We start from the raw sequence: 19,086 nt of genomic DNA, 5'->3' as shown, positions 1-19,086 counted from the left end.
ATCAGGAGCGGCGTGATCAGAAAGCCGCCGCCGACGCCGAACATGCCGGACAGGAATCCGACGGCCGCACCCATGCCCAGAATGATGAAGATATTCACCGAAAGCTCTGCGATCGGCAGGTAGACAGTCACGGCAAGACCCCGACAGGCGAATGAGCGACGCGTTGCGACAGGCGGGCCGTTTGGCCGCCGCCTGCTGCGGTGCAAGGAAGTGTCTCACATGCCGGGTGAACAAGGCATGAAGATGGTTCCTCCATGCCGCCCGAAGGCCTGCCAAGTCAAACTGCGGGCCCGCCTATTCGGGCGTCTTCCGATGTTCGAAGAACGAATGTTTGCAGGCGTGGCGGATATGCCGCGTCTCTGCAAACAGTCGGGTTAGTCGGCTTTCGCCGTCGCATCCTGATTGCTGCTGCGGGCCAGCAGTTCTTTCACCAGAGCGTCATTGATCTTGCCGGTCGGCTCCTGCCCGATGGAGCTCTGGAAGGCCCTGATGGCGCCGATTGTGCGCTGGCCCATCTTGCCATCCGGGGCGCCTGCATCAAAGCCGTTCTTGTTGAGGATCGCCTGGATGTTACGGATCGCTTTCTCCATGTCGATCGACGAGGTCTTCACCGGCGTCTCGCCCGCCCATTCGTCTGGCAGTTGCACGCTGTTGGCGGCCGGATCGAGCGGCTTGGCCGACCAGCTTTCGGCGGCGCTGCGGGCTGTCTCCAGCTGTTCCTTGCGCATGGCCTTGGCCACCTCGTCGCGCTTCTGCGCCGCGTCCTGATCACCACCCTTCGCGGCGATGGCGAACCATTTGTAGGAGTCCACAAGGTTCTGTGCCGTGCCGTTGCCGCGGGCATAGAGGATCGCAAGGTTGAACTGGCTGTCCGAAACGCCAAGCTCGGCTGCCTTCTTGAACCAGTCGACAGCCGCTGCGTAGTCCGGCTCGCCCTTGGCGCCGGAAGCATTCAAGACCGCGAGGTTGTGCATCGCACTGGCATTGCCGGCATCGGCTGCCTGGCTGTAGTAGGCGAGCGCCTTGTCCAGATCACGCGCGACGCCATTGCCCTTCTCGAACAGGTTGCCGAGACGGTACTGTGCGGGCACCGATCCCCGATCGGCCGCAAGCTTGTACCAGTTCGCAGCTTCCGCCATGTCGACGGCCACCTCACGGCCTTCCGTATAACGCGCCCCGATCTCGAACAGCGCCACCGGGTCTCCCGCCTCCGCAGCCTTGGAAAGCGATTCCGGTCCGATCGAGGCCGGAACGACTATCTTCGGCGCCTCCGGCGGGGTTGCCGCGGCAACCTCGGGAGCGCCAGCAGCAGCGGCTGCCTCCGCTTCGGCGGCTTCTGCCGGCGCTTTGGGCTGCTCCAGCGTGGAGGCCAAGCCCTCGCCGGGGCGCGGCGCGATCAGCGGACTGCGTTGGACCTGCGGTTGAGGGGCGGCCTCCGGCGGAGTCGTGTCGACATCATTGGCTGCGGGTTCGATGCGAGCCGGCGCGGCGGGGGCGCTCTGCGTATCGGCGTCCACGGATGCCTGAGCTTCGGCCGGCGTGGCGGGTGCTTCCTCCGCTGGAGCCTCGTCGACGGCTGCCGTCTGCGTCATCGGGTCCGGCGCCGTCAGCGACTTGACGAGTGGCATCGTCATCAGCACCAGCAGCACAGCGCCCACGGCCATCATGATCGGCCGGCGGTGGCTTGAAAACGCATCGCCGATTCCCTGGCTTCGGCGGCTTTTTCCCTGTGCGTCCAAGGTGGGATCGGTCTCCATGGCGGCGGCCTTCGCGGCTCGGCGCGCGGCAGCGATGTAGTCTGCGCGATCACCGACCGGCTGGCTGCCACCGCCCGTCGCCGCAGCCTGGCTGGCGCGCACGCGCTCCAGGATCTTGCGCACGTCTGGCGTGCCTGAACCGGGCTCCAGCGGCTCGTTTTCGCGCTCCGGCGGCAGCATCACGGTCGGGTCGAGCGATGGCGTCGGCTCCACGACTATTCGGCCGGGCGTGGAAGCTTCAGGTTTGGAATTGGAGCGCAGGCGCTTGGAGATCTGGCTGAAGATGCCGGATTTCGGGGTGTCACGGGCCTCCGCAGAGGCCGCTGGCGGTTCGGGTGATACGAAGGAATCTTCGACCGGCTCCTCCGCCTGAGCGTCGGGATAGTCTGCCGTCTCGTCGAAGACGGGAGCGCCTGCTGGTCCGGTTCCCGCATGCGTTGTGCTGCCGGAAAGCGAGCCGATCAGCTCGGCATGAAGGTTTTCTGCGGCCGCCGCAGATGCGGCACGGGCACTTGCGGCGCCTTGTTCGGCGTGAGCGGCCCGCGCAGCCTCACTGTCTCGCTTCGGCATAGCCGGCTTCTGCGTCATTGGCGGCGCAAACCGGTCTTCCATCGTGTCCAGCCGGTCTGCGATCTGCACCAGCGTCGTGTGGAGCGCATTGAGCGTGTGTTGCGAGCGCTCGTCCTTGTTACGCGTCAGTTCTTCCAGGTTGCGCAGGTCTTCGGCAAGCGCAGCCAGCGCTTCCGTATCCATGGCCGGTGCACCGGCCCGCTCGCGCCGCGCAAAGCTCTCAACGACGGCTTCCGCCGCCTGCCGCGCTGCCTCGACTATGTATTCGTCGTTCGTTGAAACATAGCTCTCCAGCGCGCTCACCCGGTTCTCGATTTCGGGCGAAGAATAGCCCACGCCTGCCGGGGTCTCGCTCATCAACTGCGAGAGGTTGGCGATCTGGGCTTCCAGGCTCTTCAGCGCAGCACTGTCGCCGATCGGGCCTTGTACGGTCTCGTCGAGGCGCGCCGCAATGTCGCTCAGACGCTCTTCGATCCGACCGATGGCCGCCTGCTCGTGCGCCGGTAATTGCAGGCTCTGCTGGTAGTCCATCTCGTCGATCCGGCGAGCCAGATAGTCCAGCCGCTCGGCGAGCGCTTCGTTGACCTGCCCGTCACCCAGACGATCGATCTTGTCGGAAATGTCGGCGAGATATTCCATCAGCCCCGCCTGCTCATTGCCTCGGCTCGGCTGCGACAGCATGCGCGACAGCTGCTCCAGCCGCTCTTCCAGCCGCAGCGCCACCTCCTCGTTGGAAAGTTGCTCGACGCGCCCGGACAACGCTTCGATCCGGCGCGACAGCCCTTCCGTCGGCTCATGGCTGGTGCGCGCCATCATGTCGATCTGTTCGGCCATGCCGCCGATGCGGCTTTCCAGCCGCTGCAGGGCCGCATGATCGGCTGCAGGGACTGCGGCCGCGCGGCCGTTGGCAGCGATCGCCCGGCTGATTTCGTCCAGCCGTTCGTCCAGGACGGCGAACTGCTCGTTCAACTCGTCCGTCGGCTGCATGCGCGAGCCGAGCTGCTCCATCGCGGTAGCGACGGCCACCAGCTTCTGCTCCAGCGCATGGATGGCCGGGCTGTTGCTCATCGAGCCGAGCTGGCCCTTGATGCCGTCGATCCGGTAGGCGAGGCCGACCAGTTCCTCGCGCAGGCTGTTGGTGTCGAGCTCGATGATGCGGTCCTCGATCCCCTGCCAGCGTGCATCGAGGTGCCGCAGGCTGTCTTCCCGCGCCAGCCCGTCGATCACCGCCCGCAGTTCTTCGTATTCGGCGCGTAAGGCTTCGGCCTCTGGGCCGCCGTGATGGCCAAGGGCGTGGATGCCGTCGGCAAGCTGCGCCAGGTCCTGGCGCAGGTCATTGCTGATTTGCTGGCCCTGGGCCACGGTTCGGATGCTGTTGAGTTCGGCGCGCAGCGCCTTCATCTCACGGGCTACGCCGTCGGCGATGTCGTGTTTCAGTTCCTGCCGCAGGCTGACCAGCGCTTCTGCAATGTCCCTGAGGGACGTCTCGTCCGGTGATGCGGTTTGAGCGGCGAAGGCCGACGCAGGGCGCTGAGCTTCCTGAGCGCGTGTTTCCGGACGCCGGTCCAGACGCGGCCGCGGCATCGCAGGTATCGGATCTGCCGGATGAAGCTCGGTTTCGCGCGCCTTTGCCAACGCCCGCTGGCGCTCACGGATTTCCTCCAGCGGGTCGGCCGCCTTCAGAGGCGGTCGCGCGGCAGGCGCCCCGCTCGGGGTAGCCTCGTGCTGCTCCGGTCCTGCCTGCCGCCTCGGCTCGCGCGAGTTCTTCATCAGCCCCTCGATCCGGGCTTCGAGCCCTTCGATTGTGCGGTTGAGCGCGTCCAGAGACGATCTTTCGCTGGTGCGGGGAGATGTCGATCGTGAAGCGTTCATGATGGCTGCTCGTTCCAACGTTTGAGGCGTGGCGATGGGCCTTGTGCCCTTGGCGATTGCGGTGCCGCGGTGGAAAGACCGGGCGGGAGAAGCGCGTCGAAAGCGAATCTGACGACCGCAGTCAAAGCATCCTTCCAACGGCGAGTATTTCGTCGGACGTGGTAAATAAGCCGTTAATCAGGGCAGACTTTTCTAACCAATCACTTAGGTTGGCCGAGATCTACGGCGATACCGGAGTCGTCGTCCGACACGCCGGAGCCGCGGCAAGAAAGTCCGGATCAAGCGTTTGACGTTTACGCAAACGTCAATTATTTGTGGGGGACGTGATGGCGGACCCTCATGTCCGTGCGAGGTTTATGGAGGAAGCTCGACCATGCCTGTCTACAAGGCTCCGGTAACCGATACCCTTTTCCTACTGAACGACGTGCTCGGCCTGGAGCGATACGGCAACCTGCCGGGCTTCGCCGATGCCTCTCCAGACACGGTGGAGGCCATTCTCGGAGAAGCCGCCAAGGTGGCCGAGGAGGCGCTCTTCCCGCTCAATCTCTCCGGTGACCAGGAAGGCTGCACACGGCACGATGACGGCACGGTGACCGTGCCGAAGGGCTTCAAGGAAGCCTATGACCAGTATTGCCAGGGCGGATGGATCGGTCTTGCGGTTCCGGAAGAATTCGGTGGCCAGGGCCTGCCTTACACGCTGCACGCCGCCGTCGGCGAATACATGTCGTCCGCCAACATGTCGCTGATGATGTATCCGGGCCTCACCCAGGGCGCGATCGCCGCGATCCTCGTCCACGGCTCGGACGAGCAGAAGCAGACTTACCTGCCGAAGATGGTTGAAGGCACTTGGTCCGGCACCATGAACCTGACCGAGCCCCATTGCGGCACCGATCTTGGTCTGCTGCGCACCAAGGCCGTTCCGAACGGCGACGGCACCTACAAGCTGTCGGGTCAGAAGATCTTCATCTCCGCCGGCGAGCACGGCATGACCGACAACATCATCCACCTGGTGCTTGCCCGCATCGAAGGCGCGCCGGAAGGCACCAAGGGCATCTCGCTCTTCATCGTGCCGAAGTTCATGGTCAACGAGGACGGCTCCGCCGGCGAGCGTAATTCCGTGACCTGCGGCGCCATCGAGCACAAGATGGGCATCCACGGCAATTCCACCTGCGTGATGAACTATGACGAAGCGACCGGCTACCTGATCGGCGCCGAGAACAAGGGTCTCGCCGCCATGTTCGTCATGATGAACGAGGCTCGCCTCGGCGTTGGCCTGCAGGGACTGTCGATCGCAGAGACCGCCTATCAGAACGCCGTCGCCTACGCCCGTGAACGCATCCAGGGCCGCTCGCTCTCCGGCCCCAAGGCGCCGGAGAAGAAGGCCGACCCGATCATCGTCCACCCCGACATCCGCCGCACGCTGATGACCATCCGGGCCTTCAACGAAGCCGGCCGCGCCTTCATGCTGTGGACGGCGCTGAAGTCCGATATTGCGCACCGGTCGGAAGACGCCGCCGAGCGCCAGAACGCCGATGACCTGCTCGGTCTCGCGACGCCGATCCTCAAGGGCGTGCTGACCGATAAGGGCTTTGATCATGCGGTCATGGCTCAGCAGGTCTATGGCGGCCATGGCTATATCGAAGAATGGGGCATGAGCCAGTATGTCCGCGATGCCCGCATCGCGATGATCTATGAGGGCGCCAACGGCATCCAGGCACTCGATCTCGTCGGCCGCAAGCTGGCGCTGAACGGCGGCCGCGCCGTCATGGCGATGTTTAAGGAGATCGGCGATTTCTGTGTGGAATACCGCGCCGACGAGGCGATGGCGCCGTTCACCAAGGCGCTCAAGAAGGGCTTGAACGACCTGCAGGCCTCCACCATGTGGTTCATGCAGAACGCCATGGCCAAGCCCGATAACGCCGGCGCCGGCTCGACTGATTACATGCACCTCTTCGGACTGGTGACACTCGGCTACATGTGGGCGAAGATGGCAAAAGCCGCCCAGTCCGGACTTGCTGCAGGCGACCCGCGCGAGGAGTATCTGAAGAACAAGCTCGTGACCGCGAAATTCTACATGGAGCGCATCATGCCGGAAACGGCGCTGCGCAAGGCCCGCATCGAAACCGGCGCCGACACCATGATGGAACTGGCCGCCGAGGCATTCTGATCCTCCCCCTCCGCCGCGGAGGGACGGGGAGGGTTTCGACCCTCCCTACCGAATGACACTTCTGGCAAGACGCTTTGCCACCCAGGGAGATGAGACCATGACCGAAGTCTTCATTTACGACCACGTCCGCACGCCGCGCGGCCGCGGCAAGAAGGATGGGTCGCTGCACGAGGTGCCCTCCGTCCGCCTGGCGGCGAAGACGCTGGAAGCGATCCGCGACAGGAACGGCCTCGACACGTCCACTGTCGACGACATCATCATGGGCTGCGTCGATCCGGTCATGGATGCCGGCGCCGTCATCCCGAAGGCTGCCGCCTTCGAAGCCGGCTATTCCTTCTCTGCCCCCGGCATGCAGATCTCCCGCTTCTGCGCCTCCGGCCTCGATGCCATCAACTTCGCCGCCGGCAAGGTCGCGGCAGGCTCCGATGACATCGTCATCGCCGGCGGTGTGGAGAGTATGTCGCGCGTCGGCATGGGCATGTCCGGCGGTGCATGGTACATGGACCCGTCGGTCAACTTCCCGGCCTATTTCATGCCGCAGGGCGTTTCCGCCGACCTGATCGCCACCAAGTACGGCTTCTCCCGCGACGACGTGGACGCCTATGCGGTGGAAAGCCAAAAGCGGGCGGCGAACGCCTGGGACAAGGGCTACTTCAAGCACTCGGTGATCCCGGTGAAGGACCAGAACGGGCTCACCATCCTCGACCGTGACGAGCACATGCGTCCCTCGACCGACATGCAGTCGCTGGCCTCGCTCAACCCCTCCTTCCAGATGCCGGGCGAGATGGGCGGCTTCGAGGCTGTCGGCATCCAGGCCCATCCGGAAGTCGAGAAGATCACCTATGTCCACCACGCCGGCAATTCCTCGGGCATCGTCGATGGCGCTGCCGCCGTCTTGATCGGCTCAAAGGCCGGTGGTGAAGCCATGGGCGTCAAGCCGCGTGCAAAAATCCGCCACTTCACCAACATCGGCTCCGATCCGGCGCTGATGCTGACCGGTCCGGTCGATGTCACCGAAAAGCTCCTGAAGCGCTCCGGCATGTCAATTGCCGATATCGGCCTCTACGAGCTGAACGAAGCCTTCGCCGCCGTCGTCCTGCGCTACATGCAGGCCTTCGACATCCCCCACGACAAGATCAACGTCAACGGCGGTGCGATCGCCATGGGCCACCCGCTCGGCGCCACCGGCGCCATGATCCTAGGCACCGTGCTCGACGAACTGGAGCGGCGCGATCTCGACACCGCCCTCGTCACGCTCTGCATCGGCGCCGGCATGGGCACCGCCACCATCATCGAACGCGTCTGAGATCGGGGAGGAGACCAATCATGACCTACACCAACTTTACCGTCGAAACCGACGCAGACGGCATCGCGCTCGTCACCTGGGACATGCCGAACAAGTCGATGAACGTCTTCACCCTCGAGGTGATGGACGAGATCCAGCAGATCCTCGACGCCACCGTCGCCGACGAGGCCGTCAAAGGCGTGGTCTTCACCTCCGGCAAGTCCTCCTTCTCCGGCGGCGCCGATCTCACCATGATCAAGAGCATGTTTGCGATGCTCGCCGACGAGAAGGCGAAGGACCCGCGGGCCGCGGTCCAGAAGCTCTTCGACGCCGCCGGCCAGATGTCGCAGCTCTTCCGCCGCATCGAGACGAACGGCAAGCCCTGGGTCTCGGCCATCAACGGCACCTGCATGGGCGGCGCCTTTGAACTCTCGCTCGCCTGCCACGGCCGCGTCGCCGCCAATTCCAAGGCGGTGAAGATCGCGCTGCCGGAGGTCAAGGTCGGCATCTTCCCCGGCGCCGGCGGCACCCAGCGCGTGCCGCGTCTCGCCAACGCCCAGGACGCGCTGCAGATGATGACGACCGGCCAGTCCTTGACCGCCCAGCGCGCCAAGGCCATGGGCCTCGTCCACCAGGTCGTGGAGCCGGGCGAGCTTGTCTCCGCCGCCAAACAGATGATCAAGGAGGGCCTGAAGCCTGTCGCCCCCTGGGACGAGAAGGGCTTCAAGGTGCCGGGCGGCGGCGTCTGGACGCCGGCAGCCGCCCAGCTCTTCCCGGCAGCGCCTGCCATCCTGCGCCGCGAAACCGCCGGCAATTACCCGGGTGCGCTCGCCATCCTCAAATGCGTCTATGAAGGCCTGCAGCTGCCCTTCGATACGGCGCTCAAGGTCGAGCAGCGCTACTTTACGCAGATCCTGCAGACAACCGAGGCCTTCTCGATGATCCGCTCGCTCTTCGTATCCATCCAGGAACTCGGCAAGGGCGCCCGCCGTCCGGCCGGCGTGCCGAAGACGGAGATCAGGAAGGTCGGCGTCGTCGGCGCAGGCTTTATGGGCGCCTCCATCGCCTATGTCACGGCCGCCGCCGGCATCCCCGTCGTTCTCATCGACCGCGACCAGGACGCCGCCAACAAGGGCAAGGCTGTCTCCGAAAAGCTGGTGTCTGACTCCGTTGGTAAGGGCCGGATGACCAAGGAAGAGGGCGAGCAGCTGCTCTCCCTCGTCACCCCGACGCCAGATTATTCCACGCTCTCCGACGTCGACCTCGTGGTCGAGGCCGTCTTCGAGGATCGCGCCGTGAAGAAGGCCGTCATCGAGCAGGTGGAAGCCGTCATCCCGGAAACGACGATCTTCGCCTCCAACACCTCGACCCTGCCAATCACCGGCCTTGCCGAGAATTCCAAGCGTCCGGAGCAGTTCATCGGCGTCCACTTCTTCTCGCCGGTCGAAAAGATGATGCTGACCGAGGTCATCCTCGGCGAGAAGTCGGGCGACAAGGCGCTCGCCATGGCGCTGGATTTCGTAGGCAAGATCAAGAAGACCCCCATCGTCGTCAACGACACGCGCGGCTTCTTCGTCAACCGCTGCGTCTTCCGCTACATCAACGAGGCCTATGACATGCTGGCCGAGGGCGTGCCGGCGGCGATGATCGAGAATGCCGCCAAGATGGCGGGCATGCCGGTCGGCCCGCTTTCGCTCAACGACGAGGTCGCCGTCGATCTGTCCCAGAAGATCATGAAGGCCTCCATCGCCGATCTCGGCCCCAATTCGGTCAAGCCCGAGCACATGGCGCTCATCGACAAGATGGTCGACGTGCTCGACCGCCGCGGCCGCAAGAACGGCCAGGGCTTCTACGATTATCCGCCCAAGCCCGCCAAGAAGTCGCTCTGGCAAGGCCTGAAAGAGCTCTACCCGCAGAAGCCCGCCTCCCAAGTCGACGTCAACGTGTTGAAGCAGCGCTTCCTCGTCACCATCGCGCTCGAAGCCGCCCGCACGGTGGAAGAAGGCATCGTGACGGACCCGCGCGAAGCCGACGTCGGCTCCATCCTCGGCTTCGGCTTCGCCCCCTATACCGGCGGCACGCTCTCCTACATCGACGGGATGGGCGTGAAGACCTTTGTGGCGCTGGCGGAAAAGCTCGCTGCCGACTACGGCGACCACTTCAAGCCGACGCCGCTGCTGAAGGAGATGGCCGCCAACGGCGAGACCTTCTACGGGCGGTTTGATCCGTATGGGGACGTGGAAAGGGCGGCTTAGGCCTTTCCAGAGCCACGTCAGCGCCGACTTCAGGCACCCTCGCTCCTCCCTCTCTCTTCGTCATCCTCGGGCTTCACCCGAGGATACAAATGCAAGGTCGCAGCGCTCACGCATCTCCCGTTCCGGCGAAGGCTACCGCACCTTCTCACCCACCCCTTCCCGTCCTACCTCACCCCCATGTGCAACGACTACGAACAACATGTACGCTACGCCGAATACCTGCGCGCGCTTGAGGAGCAGGGCCTTGCCGCCCCCGACCATCAGGGCGAGGCGGATCTCCCCCGAGCGGATGACATTCGCATCGGCGATTTTGGACCCGTGATACGGGCGGAAGGCGAGGGCGGGGTGGCGCTGTCGGCCATGCGCTTCGGCTTTCCGCCGCCGGCGGGCCAAGGGAGCAAAAAGAAGGGAGCGCCGGTCTTCAACTTCCGCTCGGAAGGCCGAAGTTTCGTCCAAAGCCGCCGCTGCCTCATCCCGGCCTCCGCCTTCTTCGAATTCACCGGCAGGAAGTACCCCAAGGCCAAGCACCGCTTCACGCTGAAAGACGCCCCCTTCCTCTGCATCGCCGGGCTCTGGCGCGAGGCAGGAGGCGAGGGAGAGGAGAAGAGCAACCAGCCCCCCGCCTTCACGATGCTCACCACCGCCCCCGGCCCCGACGTCGCCCCCATCCACGACCGCCAGGTCGTGGTGCTGCGGCCGCAGGACTGGCGCCACTGGCTGGACCTGACCAAACCCGAAGCCGACCTCCTCCGCCCCCTGCCGGCAAGGTCGCTCCATGTGGAAGAGGTGCGCTCGGGGAGTGACTGAGGCGAGGCACAAGGATAGCCCTCACCCTGAGGATGAGGAGCGGTCCGGGTCAGCGGAGCAATCGATCCGGCGATCGATTGCAGCGACGAACGCGAGGATGAGGGGAGCCGCCGTGCACCTCCCAAACGTGAGCGTCCCGCAGCCGAAAATCCCGGCACCGGCTCCTCTCCCGCTGTGTGAGAGGAAGCAAAATCAGCGTCTTAGCCAAAGGCTAAGTGCTAGATTTTGCAGGTGAGAGGATTCTTCCCGTCCTCCAGCGTCCCCGCCCTCGAAACCCACGCTCATGATCGGTCCGCCTCCGTCGCCGGAGTGTTTCGCGAGACGGTCGTGGGCAGGCGGGGGGGCGGCGCTTCCATCCAAGCCGCAACGTGCGGGGAGGGTGGAAGAGGTGAAAGCCATGGGCGGGCAGGCGCAATCCTCGCCACCCTATCAAGTCTCCCCCGGGCAGCCATGTCCGTTCGGGAAAGCCGTGCAAGCATCAGGAGAAATCCTGGTGCGCAGAGAGACGGGCACCTGTAGGGGCTGGACACCCCGAACGAACGCCGAAAGGCCACGCGGATGCGGAGCCACAGACAAAACCACACTTGAGGTTCCGCAGTCGCGTGGGCACTCCGATCTGATCAACAAGACACGCCGGCACCGGCTTGAACGAAAACCCGTGCCCGAAAAAGCCAGGCGAAGAGATGGTAGAAAGCGAGGAGGAAAAGCGACGTCGCTGGCGGGAGGCTGATAACCAACCCTATCTGCCCGGCTATACGTACGGCGACTTCCAAAAACTCACCCGGCACCAGAAGTTACGCGAATGGCAGAAGCTCACCCAGCGCGCGACGAGCTATCTCGGCTACTGGAAGACCTGTGACGTTTCCGCCTGCCGCGGCTTTCTGTCGGAGAAGCAGTATAGCGACGAGCCGCGCTAGCACGAATCCTTCCCGCCCTGCGTCGCTGCGAAAGGCCTCCGTCAGCCGGAAGTGCTCGCCGCCTTCCCGGCCGCCTTCGGTTACCCGCCGGACAAGGCCGACCAGCCGAAATACAACGGCCGGCCTTCGATTGGCCGCAGGAAGGCGGGGACGAGCCGTCGTGATGCGGTAACGGCGGGAGGCTCAGCACGTCGCCGGCGGCCCGTAGGCCGCCATGAAGACGCGGATTGCGCCGCGGGTCACATGGTCCAGGTCGGCTTCGGAAGGCACATCCTTCAGGTCGCCGAACAGGCGGAACTTGAAGAAGCTGCCGCTCGTCATCTCGATGAACTGACGGGCGGCGAGATCCGTGTCGTCGACAACGAGGTTGCCGAGCGCCACGTGGCGCTGGACAAAATCTCCCAGCACATGGCGCACATTGCCGGGGGCAGCATGGAAGAAGCGGCGCGTGACGCTTGGCATGCGGTCGACGACGCCGATCACGGTGCGCATGGCGCCCACCACTTCCGGGCAGGTGATGTGGCGGGCAAAGCTGGTGCCGAAGGCGTAGAGGCCTTCCTCCACCGCCTCACTGCCGGCAAGCAGGTTGCGCATGTCGTTGGCAATGCGGTCGCGCTCGCGGTCGACCATGGCGACGAAGAGGTCTTCCTTGTTCTCGAAGTAGACGTAGATCGTCCCCTTCGAAACCCCGGCCTCGCGGGTGATGTCGTTCATGCTGGCGCCGTCGAAGCCGAGCTTCATGAAGACGCGCTTGGCGCCGTCGATGATCTGCTCGCGCTTTGCCGGATCGGCACCGGCGGCGAAGCGTCCCCCGCCGGCGGCCGCGGCGGAAGCGTCGTCCGCCTTCTCGATTGTTCTGCTGCTCATATCTCTTTTACCTTTTCGAACCGCTCGGTTCGATTGCTCTTGATATGTGCGGGAAGACACTCTATGTCAAGTTCACCGAACCGAGCGGTTCGATGTTCTTTGCCGACCCAATCTGCCGAATGGTGCCTCCGATGACCGCTTCGAAGCCTGCGAATGCCCTGCGCGATGTTTCCCGTGACGACCAGCCGGCCGCCGCTCCCGCTTCCGCCCCTGCTGCGGAGGCGGTCGCCGCACCCGCCTCGACGGCCGGAGCGGAAGCCAAGCCGAAGCGCCGCCGCCCCAACCTGGTGCTACCTGTCATCGTGCTCGCCCTCCTCGGCGGGGCCGGCTGGTACGGCTACGGCTGGTGGACCGACGGCCGCTTTCTCGTTTCCACCGACGACGCCTATATCGAAGGCGACATCGCCATCATCTCCCCCAAGGTGTCCGGCTATGTCGAGAAGGTCAATGTCGTCGAGAACCAGCAGGTGCACGCAGGCGATCCGCTGGTGACGCTGGACGGCGGAGATTACCAGCTCGCGGTTAGCCGCGCCGAAACGGCGATCGAGGCTGCCAAGCTTGCCGTCACCCGCATCGATGCGCAGATCACCGGCGCGGAAGCTGCGCTGAAGCAGGCCAAAGCCCAGCAGGGCGCGCTGGAGGCCGCAGTGCGCGGCGCTGAAATCACTGCCAACCGCGCCAGCAGCCTGGCGGAGAAGTCCGTCGGCACCGCGGCCGATGTGGACAATGCCCGTGTCGCGCTGGAACAGGCACGCGCCAATCTGGTCGCTGGCCAGGCTGCCGTTTCCTCGGCCGAAGCCAATATCGGCCTCCTGCAGGCGCAACGCCGCGAGGCGGTCAACACCATCCACGCCCAGGAACTCGCGCGCGACCAGGCCGAGCGCGACCTCGGCTTCACCGTGTTGAAGGCGCCCTATGACGGCATCGTCGGCAATCTGGCGGTGCAGACGGGCGATCTCGTCTCGGCCGGCAAGCGGCTTGCGGCACTCGTGCCGCTGACGCAGCTCTACATCGAGGCGAACTTCAAGGAAACGCAGATCAGCGAACTGGAGCCCGGCTCCAAGGTCCGTGTCCATGTCGACGCCTTCGAGGAACACGACATCATCGGCACGGTGGACTCCATCTCGCCGGCCTCCGGTGCCGTCTTCTCCATGCTCCCAGCCGAAAACGCCACGGGCAACTTTACAAAGGTCGTGCAGCGCGTGCCGGTGCGCATCTCCCTGCCGGAAACGGCGCTTGCCGACCGGCATTTGAGGGCGGGCTTGAGCGTGGTCGTCGATGTCGATACCCGCACCGCCCCATCCGGCGATGCCGTGGCTGCCGCCCAGTAAAACGGCAGCCTACTCCAGCCCCTTCAAGGAGAACGGCCATGGCAACAGCGGCCGCAACGGCAGGTGCCCTCCCTGCGGATCCGCCGATGGACAAGCGCAAGCTCATCGCCTTCTTCGCGATGGTCTTCGGCATGTTCATGTCGATCCTCGACATTCAGATCGTGTCCGCCTCGCTTGCCGAAATCCAGGCAGGCCTTGGCGCAGGATCGGAGGAGGTCGCCTGGGTGCAGACATCCTACCTGATTGCCGAAGTCATCATGATCCCGCTGTCGGGCACGCTCGCGCGCATCCTGTCGACGCGGGTGCTCTTCACCATCTGCGCCGGCGGCTTCACGCTCGCCAGCATGCTCTGCGCCACCGCCACCGACATCGAGCAGATGATCGTCTACCGGGCAATCCAGGGCTTCATCGGCGGCGGCATGATCCCATCGGTATTTGCGGCCGCCTTCACCATCTTCCCGCCGTCGAAGCGATCGATCGTCTCACCGATGATCGGCCTCGTGGCTACCCTTGCACCGACCATAGGTCCAACCATCGGCGGCTACCTCAGCCATGCCTTCTCCTGGCACTGGCTCTTCCTCGTCAACATTGTGCCCGGCGTCATCGTCACGGCTGTTGCCTGGAGTATGATTGATTTCGACGAGCCAGAAATGAGCTTGTGGAAGCGGTTCGATTGGTGGGGCCTGCTCGCCATGGGCCTCTTCCTCGGCTCCCTCGAATACGTGCTGGAAGAGGGCAACAACAAGGACTGGTTCAGCGACGAGCATATTGTCATCGGCACGGTTGTCATGCTCACTGGTGCCGCTGTCTTCTTCTGGCGTGCCTTTAAGGTGGATTTCCCAGTGGTGGATCTAAAGGCCTTCGCCAACCGCAACTTTGCTTTTGGCTCGCTTTTCTCCTTCGTCATGGGCATCGGTCTTTACGGCCTGACCTATCTCTACCCGCTCTATCTCGGACGCATCCGCGGCTATGACTCACTCATGATCGGCGAGACCATGTTCGTGTCAGGTCTTGCCATGTTCTTCACGGCGCCGGTTGCCGGCATGTTGTCCTCGCGTCTCGACCCGCGGGTGATGATGGGCATCGGCTTTGCCGGCTTCGCGCTCGGCACCTGGATGATGACCGGCCTGACTGCCGATTGGGACTTCTACGAGCTCTTGATCCCGCAGATCCTGCGCGGTTGCTCGCTGATGATCTGCATGGTGCCGATCAACAATGTCGCGCTCGGCACGCTTCCGCCTGCTCGTATCCGCAATGCTTCGGGCCTCTTCAACCTCACCCGAAACCTCGGCGGCGCTGTTGGGCTGGCGATCATCAACACGCTGCTCACCCAGCGCACCGACGAGCATTATGCGCGGCTTTCCGAACACATCACCTTCGGCAATCCGGCAGCGCTCGACTGGCTGAACAGCGTCGGCGCCAACTACGACAGCTATGGACTGGATGGCAGCTCGGTTGCGGTTCAGAAGCTCTCGGGCATCGTCACTCAGCAATCCTGGCTGATGTCCTTCATCGACGTCTTCATGCTGCTCACCGTTCTGTTCGGGAGCCTCATCGTCATGGTGACGCTGATCGCCAAGCCGTCGGGACAGGCGGGGGGCGGCGGCGGCCACTGAAGCGCAATGCACCGGGCTAGACGGAGGTCTGATGAACCAATCTGCGGCCAAACGGGTTTAAGGCGCAGGTTGGAACAAGAGGCCGCGCCGTGGACGTAACGACAGCAATCCGGGAGCTTGAAGTCTGGATCGGGACCTTCGTCCTGAACGAATGGACACTCTACCAGGCGCTGATCATCCTCGCCGGATACATCTTGTCGTGGCTTCTGGCCTCGCGTACTGAACCATTAGTCGAGGCGCGGGCGCGCCACATCAAGGGCAATCCGGACCTTCTGCGGGTCATCATAGCCTTTATGCGGCGGTTGAAGTGGCTTTACCTCGTCATATGGCTCTGGATTGCCGAAGCCGTCATGTCTCTCTTTGTCTGGCCGTCGCAACGCTGGCTCCTTGCCACAGCCCTGACGCTGGTGGCTGCCTGGTTCGTCATCTCGGTATTAACGAAAATCATCCGCAATCCGACGTTGTCGCGGGTCGTCGCCATCCTGAGCTGGAGCTACGTGGCGGTCCACACGCTCGGTCTGGACGAGCCACTCTATGCCGCCCTCGACAGTGCCGCAATCACCGTCGGCACGCTCAGGCTTTCGCTGCTGATTGTGGTGAAGGCCGTTATTCTTGCAGTGGCCCTTGTGTGGCTGGCGGTGCTGCTCGGCAACGTATTGTCGCACTGGATCCAGCGGTCCGCCGACCTGTCGCCCTCGCTGAAGGTGCTGATCAGCAAGCTGATCAAGATCACGCTAATGATCATAGCCGGCGCAATCGCGCTATCGGCGACCGGGATCGATCTCACGGCGCTCACCGTGTTTTCCGGCGCCGTCGGCGTCGGCATCGGTTTTGGGCTTCAGAAGGTCGTGTCGAACTTCATCTCCGGCATCATCATCCTGCTCGACAAGTCGATTAAGCCAGGCGACACCATCACGCTTGGCGATACCTTCGGCTCGATCCGTGACCTCAGATCGCGGTTCGTGTCGGTGATCACCCGCGAGGGCAAGGAGTACCTCATTCCGAACGAGGACTTCATCTCCCAGCAGGTGGTGAACTGGTCGTTTTCCAGCGACTTCGTCCGCATCGACGTCGACTTCGGCACCTCCTACGAGGACGATCCGCACGAGGTGATCCGCATTGCGCTCGAAACCGCAGCCACAGTCCCGCGCGTCGCGAACACCTACAAGGCTCCGGTCTGCTGGATGACCGCCTTCGGCGATTCTTCGCTCAACTACAAGCTCCGCTTCTGGATTTCGGATCCGGCCAACGGCCTCACCAACGTTCGCGGGCAGGTGCTGCTGGCGTTGTGGGATGCGTTCAAGGAAGCCGGGATCTCGATCCCGTTCCCCCATCGCGAGATCATCATGCGCACGCCGGTCGAGATCGCCAAGGCTCCGGCACCGCCGGAGCATGATTAGGCCAACGCTATCCGTTCAGCCAGGCGGCAGCCAACGGCACCACGATCGACGTGGCGACGGCATTGAGCGCCATGGCAATTCCGGCAAAGAGCCCCGCCGTCTCGTCGACTTCATAGGCGCGTGCGGTGCCAATGCCGTGGGAGGTAAGCCCAACGGCAAAGCCGCGGGCGGCGTAGTCGCGGATGCCCATCAAATTCATGAAGGGCGTGACGATCAGTGCGCCGATGATGCCGGTGAGGATGACAAGCACGGCGGTGAGCGATGGGTTGCCGCCGAGCGAGGCGGAGATCGCCATGGCGACCCCAGCCGTTGCCGACTTCGGCAGAAAGGAGATCAGCACCTCTTGCGAAAGGCCGGTCAATGCGCCGAGCAACAGCACGGAGGAGACTGCCGCCAGCGATCCGGCCAAAAGCGCGGCCGCAATCGGCAGCAGCAGGCGCCGGACCCTTTCCCATTGGCGGGACAACGGGACGGCGATTGCAACTGTTGCCGGGCCGAGTAGGAAGTGGACGAACTGCGCACCTTGGAAGAACTGCTGATAGGGGATGTCGAAGACGGTCATGATCAGCGACAGCAGCAGGATGGATGTCAGCACCGGATTGACCAGCGGGTTGCGGTCGAGACGGCGTGAGATCTCGGAGGCAAAGATCCAGGTGCAGAGCGTCAACGTCAGCCAGATGAGCGGCGAGGTGGAGAGATAGACCCAGAGGTCGACGGGGCTCTTCATGCAGCCGTATCCTTGTGGCCGAGCAGACGCCGCGCGGCAAGGAAGGTCCAGACGGTTACGGCAAGGGTAAAGATTGCGGAGAGAACGAGAACTGCAGCGATCGCGCCGCCTTCGTCCTGCACCACGCCCCATAGTGCCACCACACCCACGCCGGCGGGCACGAAAAAAAGGCCGAGATTGCCGAGCAGCGCTCCGGCCGCAGCCTCCACCGCCGCTACCGTTTCGCGCCAGCGGCCGCGAAGCGCCAGCAAAACGAGGAAGAGAAGCACGAGCCCGACTACCGGCCCTGGAACAGGAACGCCTGTGAGGAAGACCAGGCTCTCGCCAAGGAGTTGAAAAAACAGAAGAGCCGCAAGGCCGCGTAACATGACTACCTCCAAGGTAAGGGAGGCAGAGACTAGCGGATTGCCGAAGCCGGGTCATCTCAGGCTGACCATGCTGGCAGGGCGACGGACCCCGCCGGGGCGGAGGGATCCGTCCTCGGTTTAAGCAGGGATGCGCCGATCGTATTCTTCTCGCAGCCGCGTCCAGCCATCCCAGAACGTTTCAGGCTTTTGCCCGGCCAAGCGGCTGGTGAGAATGTTGAGGTGCATGTGCCAGCCGGCGCCGATCATCACCGTGTTGGCACGATCGGAAATGCGTCGGTGGATGATGGTGAGGAGCACCTGGTTGCCGGATGGCATCAGCCGGAACTCCACCTCTCCCTGCCGCCAGGCAAAGGTGAGGCTGCGCGGAGGATCGACCGCGATGATGTAACTCTCCATCCGCTGTTCTTCGGGAAAACCGTCCGGACGTCGGCCGGGCGGATCGGAAAGCTCCTCGTTGCGCCAGATCAGCTCGAAAGAAGCCCCCGGCTTCAACTCCATTTCTCCGGACGCGAGCCACAGGCGGCGCAACTCGCTTTGCGTCAGATAGGCCCACACGCGGTCGACGGTGCCGGGCAGCAACCTTTCGATCTTCAGGGTAGCGGGTTCGGTGAGGACGCCATAGGCGTCGAGGGTGGCGGTATCATTCATGCTCAGTCTCCTGTCTTGCTATTGGCGGGGTTGCCGTTTGCCTCCTCCCGGAGGACGCGTTCGAGCACATCGAGGCGGCTTTCCCAGAAGCGCTCGTAGAAGGTCAGCCATTGATGAGCACTTGCCAGCGGCCCGGGTTCAAGGCGGCAGACATGGGTGCGCCCGCGCACCTCCCGCCGAATGAGCCCGGCATGTTCAAGCGCCTTGATGTGCTTGGACGCGGCCGCAAGGGAGATTGCATAAGGGGCCGCCAGTTCGCCGACCGTGCGGTCGCCGGACGAAAGCTGCCGCAGCATGCTTCTTCGCGTTGCATCTCCAAGGGCGTGGAACACGATGTCGAGCTGAGGTGTGCTTAATTCAACCATGTAGTTGAATATCTATCAGATCAACTCGTTTGTCAACCGTTTGGTTGAGTAACATCTTTCTGGATCCGGATTTAGGCCGGGCGAACTGGCGCGCCTGAAGCTGGCCTTGACAGCCTCGGAGGGCGTCATAAAGG

Annotated in this window: 14 protein-coding genes and 1 pseudogene; 8 read left to right on the top strand and 7 right to left on the bottom strand. The window is 63.8% G+C overall.

The annotated features are described in order from the left end of the window. Nucleotides 1–131 (bottom strand): annotated as a pseudogene (locus tag MUU54_RS20935) (sulfite exporter TauE/SafE family protein); the annotation flags it as partial. A 243-nt stretch (nucleotides 132–374) separates the two neighbouring features. Continuing rightward, the gene (locus MUU54_RS20930) at nucleotides 375–4,199 is read right to left on the bottom strand and encodes a peptidoglycan-binding protein (RefSeq protein ID WP_247245903.1); all 3,825 of its coding nucleotides are present in this window, start codon (nucleotides 4,197–4,199) and stop codon (nucleotides 375–377) included. A 373-nt stretch (nucleotides 4,200–4,572) separates the two neighbouring features. Here MUU54_RS20930 and MUU54_RS20925 point away from each other — a divergent pair, with 373 nt between their 5' ends. The 5 genes from MUU54_RS20925 to MUU54_RS20905 all read left to right on the top strand — a co-directional run bounded on the left by MUU54_RS20925 (nucleotide 4,573) and on the right by MUU54_RS20905 (nucleotide 11,630). Continuing rightward, nucleotides 4,573–6,366: an acyl-CoA dehydrogenase C-terminal domain-containing protein gene (locus MUU54_RS20925; RefSeq protein WP_247245902.1), complete on the top strand. Its 1,794-nt coding sequence runs from the start codon at nucleotides 4,573–4,575 to the stop codon at nucleotides 6,364–6,366. 97 nt (nucleotides 6,367–6,463) lie between these two features. After that, a complete protein-coding gene (locus MUU54_RS20920; protein ID WP_247245901.1) occupies nucleotides 6,464–7,672 on the top strand; it encodes an acetyl-CoA C-acetyltransferase in 1,209 nt (402 codons plus the stop codon). A gap of 20 nt (nucleotides 7,673–7,692) precedes the next feature. Further along, on the top strand, nucleotides 7,693–9,906 hold the full coding sequence (locus MUU54_RS20915; protein WP_247245900.1) for a 3-hydroxyacyl-CoA dehydrogenase NAD-binding domain-containing protein: 2,214 nt from the start codon (nucleotides 7,693–7,695) through the stop codon (nucleotides 9,904–9,906). Nucleotides 9,907–10,083: 177 nt separating this feature from the next. Next, entirely contained in the window at nucleotides 10,084–10,713 is a 630-nt protein-coding gene (locus MUU54_RS20910) for an SOS response-associated peptidase (RefSeq protein WP_247245899.1), read from the top strand. A gap of 683 nt (nucleotides 10,714–11,396) precedes the next feature. Further along, nucleotides 11,397–11,630, top strand: a complete 234-nt coding sequence (locus tag MUU54_RS20905; protein WP_247245898.1) for a hypothetical protein — start codon at nucleotides 11,397–11,399, stop codon at nucleotides 11,628–11,630. A gap of 183 nt (nucleotides 11,631–11,813) precedes the next feature. On the opposite strand, the gene MUU54_RS20900 is transcribed toward MUU54_RS20905, so the two are convergent. Then, entirely contained in the window at nucleotides 11,814–12,497 is a 684-nt protein-coding gene (locus MUU54_RS20900) for a TetR/AcrR family transcriptional regulator (RefSeq protein ID WP_247245897.1), read from the bottom strand. 131 nt (nucleotides 12,498–12,628) lie between these two features. Here MUU54_RS20900 and MUU54_RS20895 point away from each other — a divergent pair, with 131 nt between their 5' ends. The 3 genes from MUU54_RS20895 (at nucleotide 12,629) to MUU54_RS20885 (ending at nucleotide 16,844) form a co-directional block, all read left to right on the top strand. Then, complete coding sequence (locus tag MUU54_RS20895; protein ID WP_247245896.1) at nucleotides 12,629–13,828, top strand: HlyD family secretion protein; 1,200 nt, start codon at nucleotides 12,629–12,631, stop codon at nucleotides 13,826–13,828. A 38-nt stretch (nucleotides 13,829–13,866) separates the two neighbouring features. After that, nucleotides 13,867–15,444, top strand: a complete 1,578-nt coding sequence (locus MUU54_RS20890; protein WP_247245895.1) for a DHA2 family efflux MFS transporter permease subunit — start codon at nucleotides 13,867–13,869, stop codon at nucleotides 15,442–15,444. Nucleotides 15,445–15,533: 89 nt separating this feature from the next. Beyond that, nucleotides 15,534–16,844: a mechanosensitive ion channel family protein gene (locus MUU54_RS20885; protein WP_247245894.1), complete on the top strand. Its 1,311-nt coding sequence runs from the start codon at nucleotides 15,534–15,536 to the stop codon at nucleotides 16,842–16,844. Nucleotides 16,845–16,851: 7 nt separating this feature from the next. Here MUU54_RS20885 and MUU54_RS20880 read toward each other — a convergent pair whose 3' ends face one another. The 4 genes from MUU54_RS20880 to MUU54_RS20865 all read right to left on the bottom strand — a co-directional run bounded on the left by MUU54_RS20880 (nucleotide 16,852) and on the right by MUU54_RS20865 (nucleotide 18,952). Further along, on the bottom strand, nucleotides 16,852–17,571 hold the full coding sequence (locus MUU54_RS20880; RefSeq protein ID WP_247245893.1) for an LrgB family protein: 720 nt from the start codon (nucleotides 17,569–17,571) through the stop codon (nucleotides 16,852–16,854). After that, nucleotides 17,568–17,939 (bottom strand): CidA/LrgA family protein, encoded by a 372-nt coding sequence (locus MUU54_RS20875; RefSeq protein ID WP_247245892.1) that lies wholly within the window; start codon nucleotides 17,937–17,939, stop codon nucleotides 17,568–17,570. Before MUU54_RS20875 ends, MUU54_RS20880 begins: the two co-directional genes overlap by 4 nt. Nucleotides 17,940–18,056: 117 nt before the next feature. After that, nucleotides 18,057–18,587: an SRPBCC family protein gene (locus MUU54_RS20870; protein ID WP_247245891.1), complete on the bottom strand. Its 531-nt coding sequence runs from the start codon at nucleotides 18,585–18,587 to the stop codon at nucleotides 18,057–18,059. Between the two features lie 2 nt (nucleotides 18,588–18,589). Next, the gene (locus tag MUU54_RS20865) at nucleotides 18,590–18,952 is read right to left on the bottom strand and encodes an ArsR/SmtB family transcription factor (RefSeq protein ID WP_247245890.1); all 363 of its coding nucleotides are present in this window, start codon (nucleotides 18,950–18,952) and stop codon (nucleotides 18,590–18,592) included. Between the last annotated feature and the right edge of the window lie 134 nt (nucleotides 18,953–19,086).

It is taken from the genome of Pseudorhizobium tarimense, assembly GCF_022968135.1.
Lineage (GTDB): Bacteria > Pseudomonadota > Alphaproteobacteria > Rhizobiales > Rhizobiaceae > Neorhizobium > Neorhizobium tarimense.
Note: the sequence above shows the minus strand (reverse complement) of the source record. Positions and strands in the feature narration are given on the sequence as shown.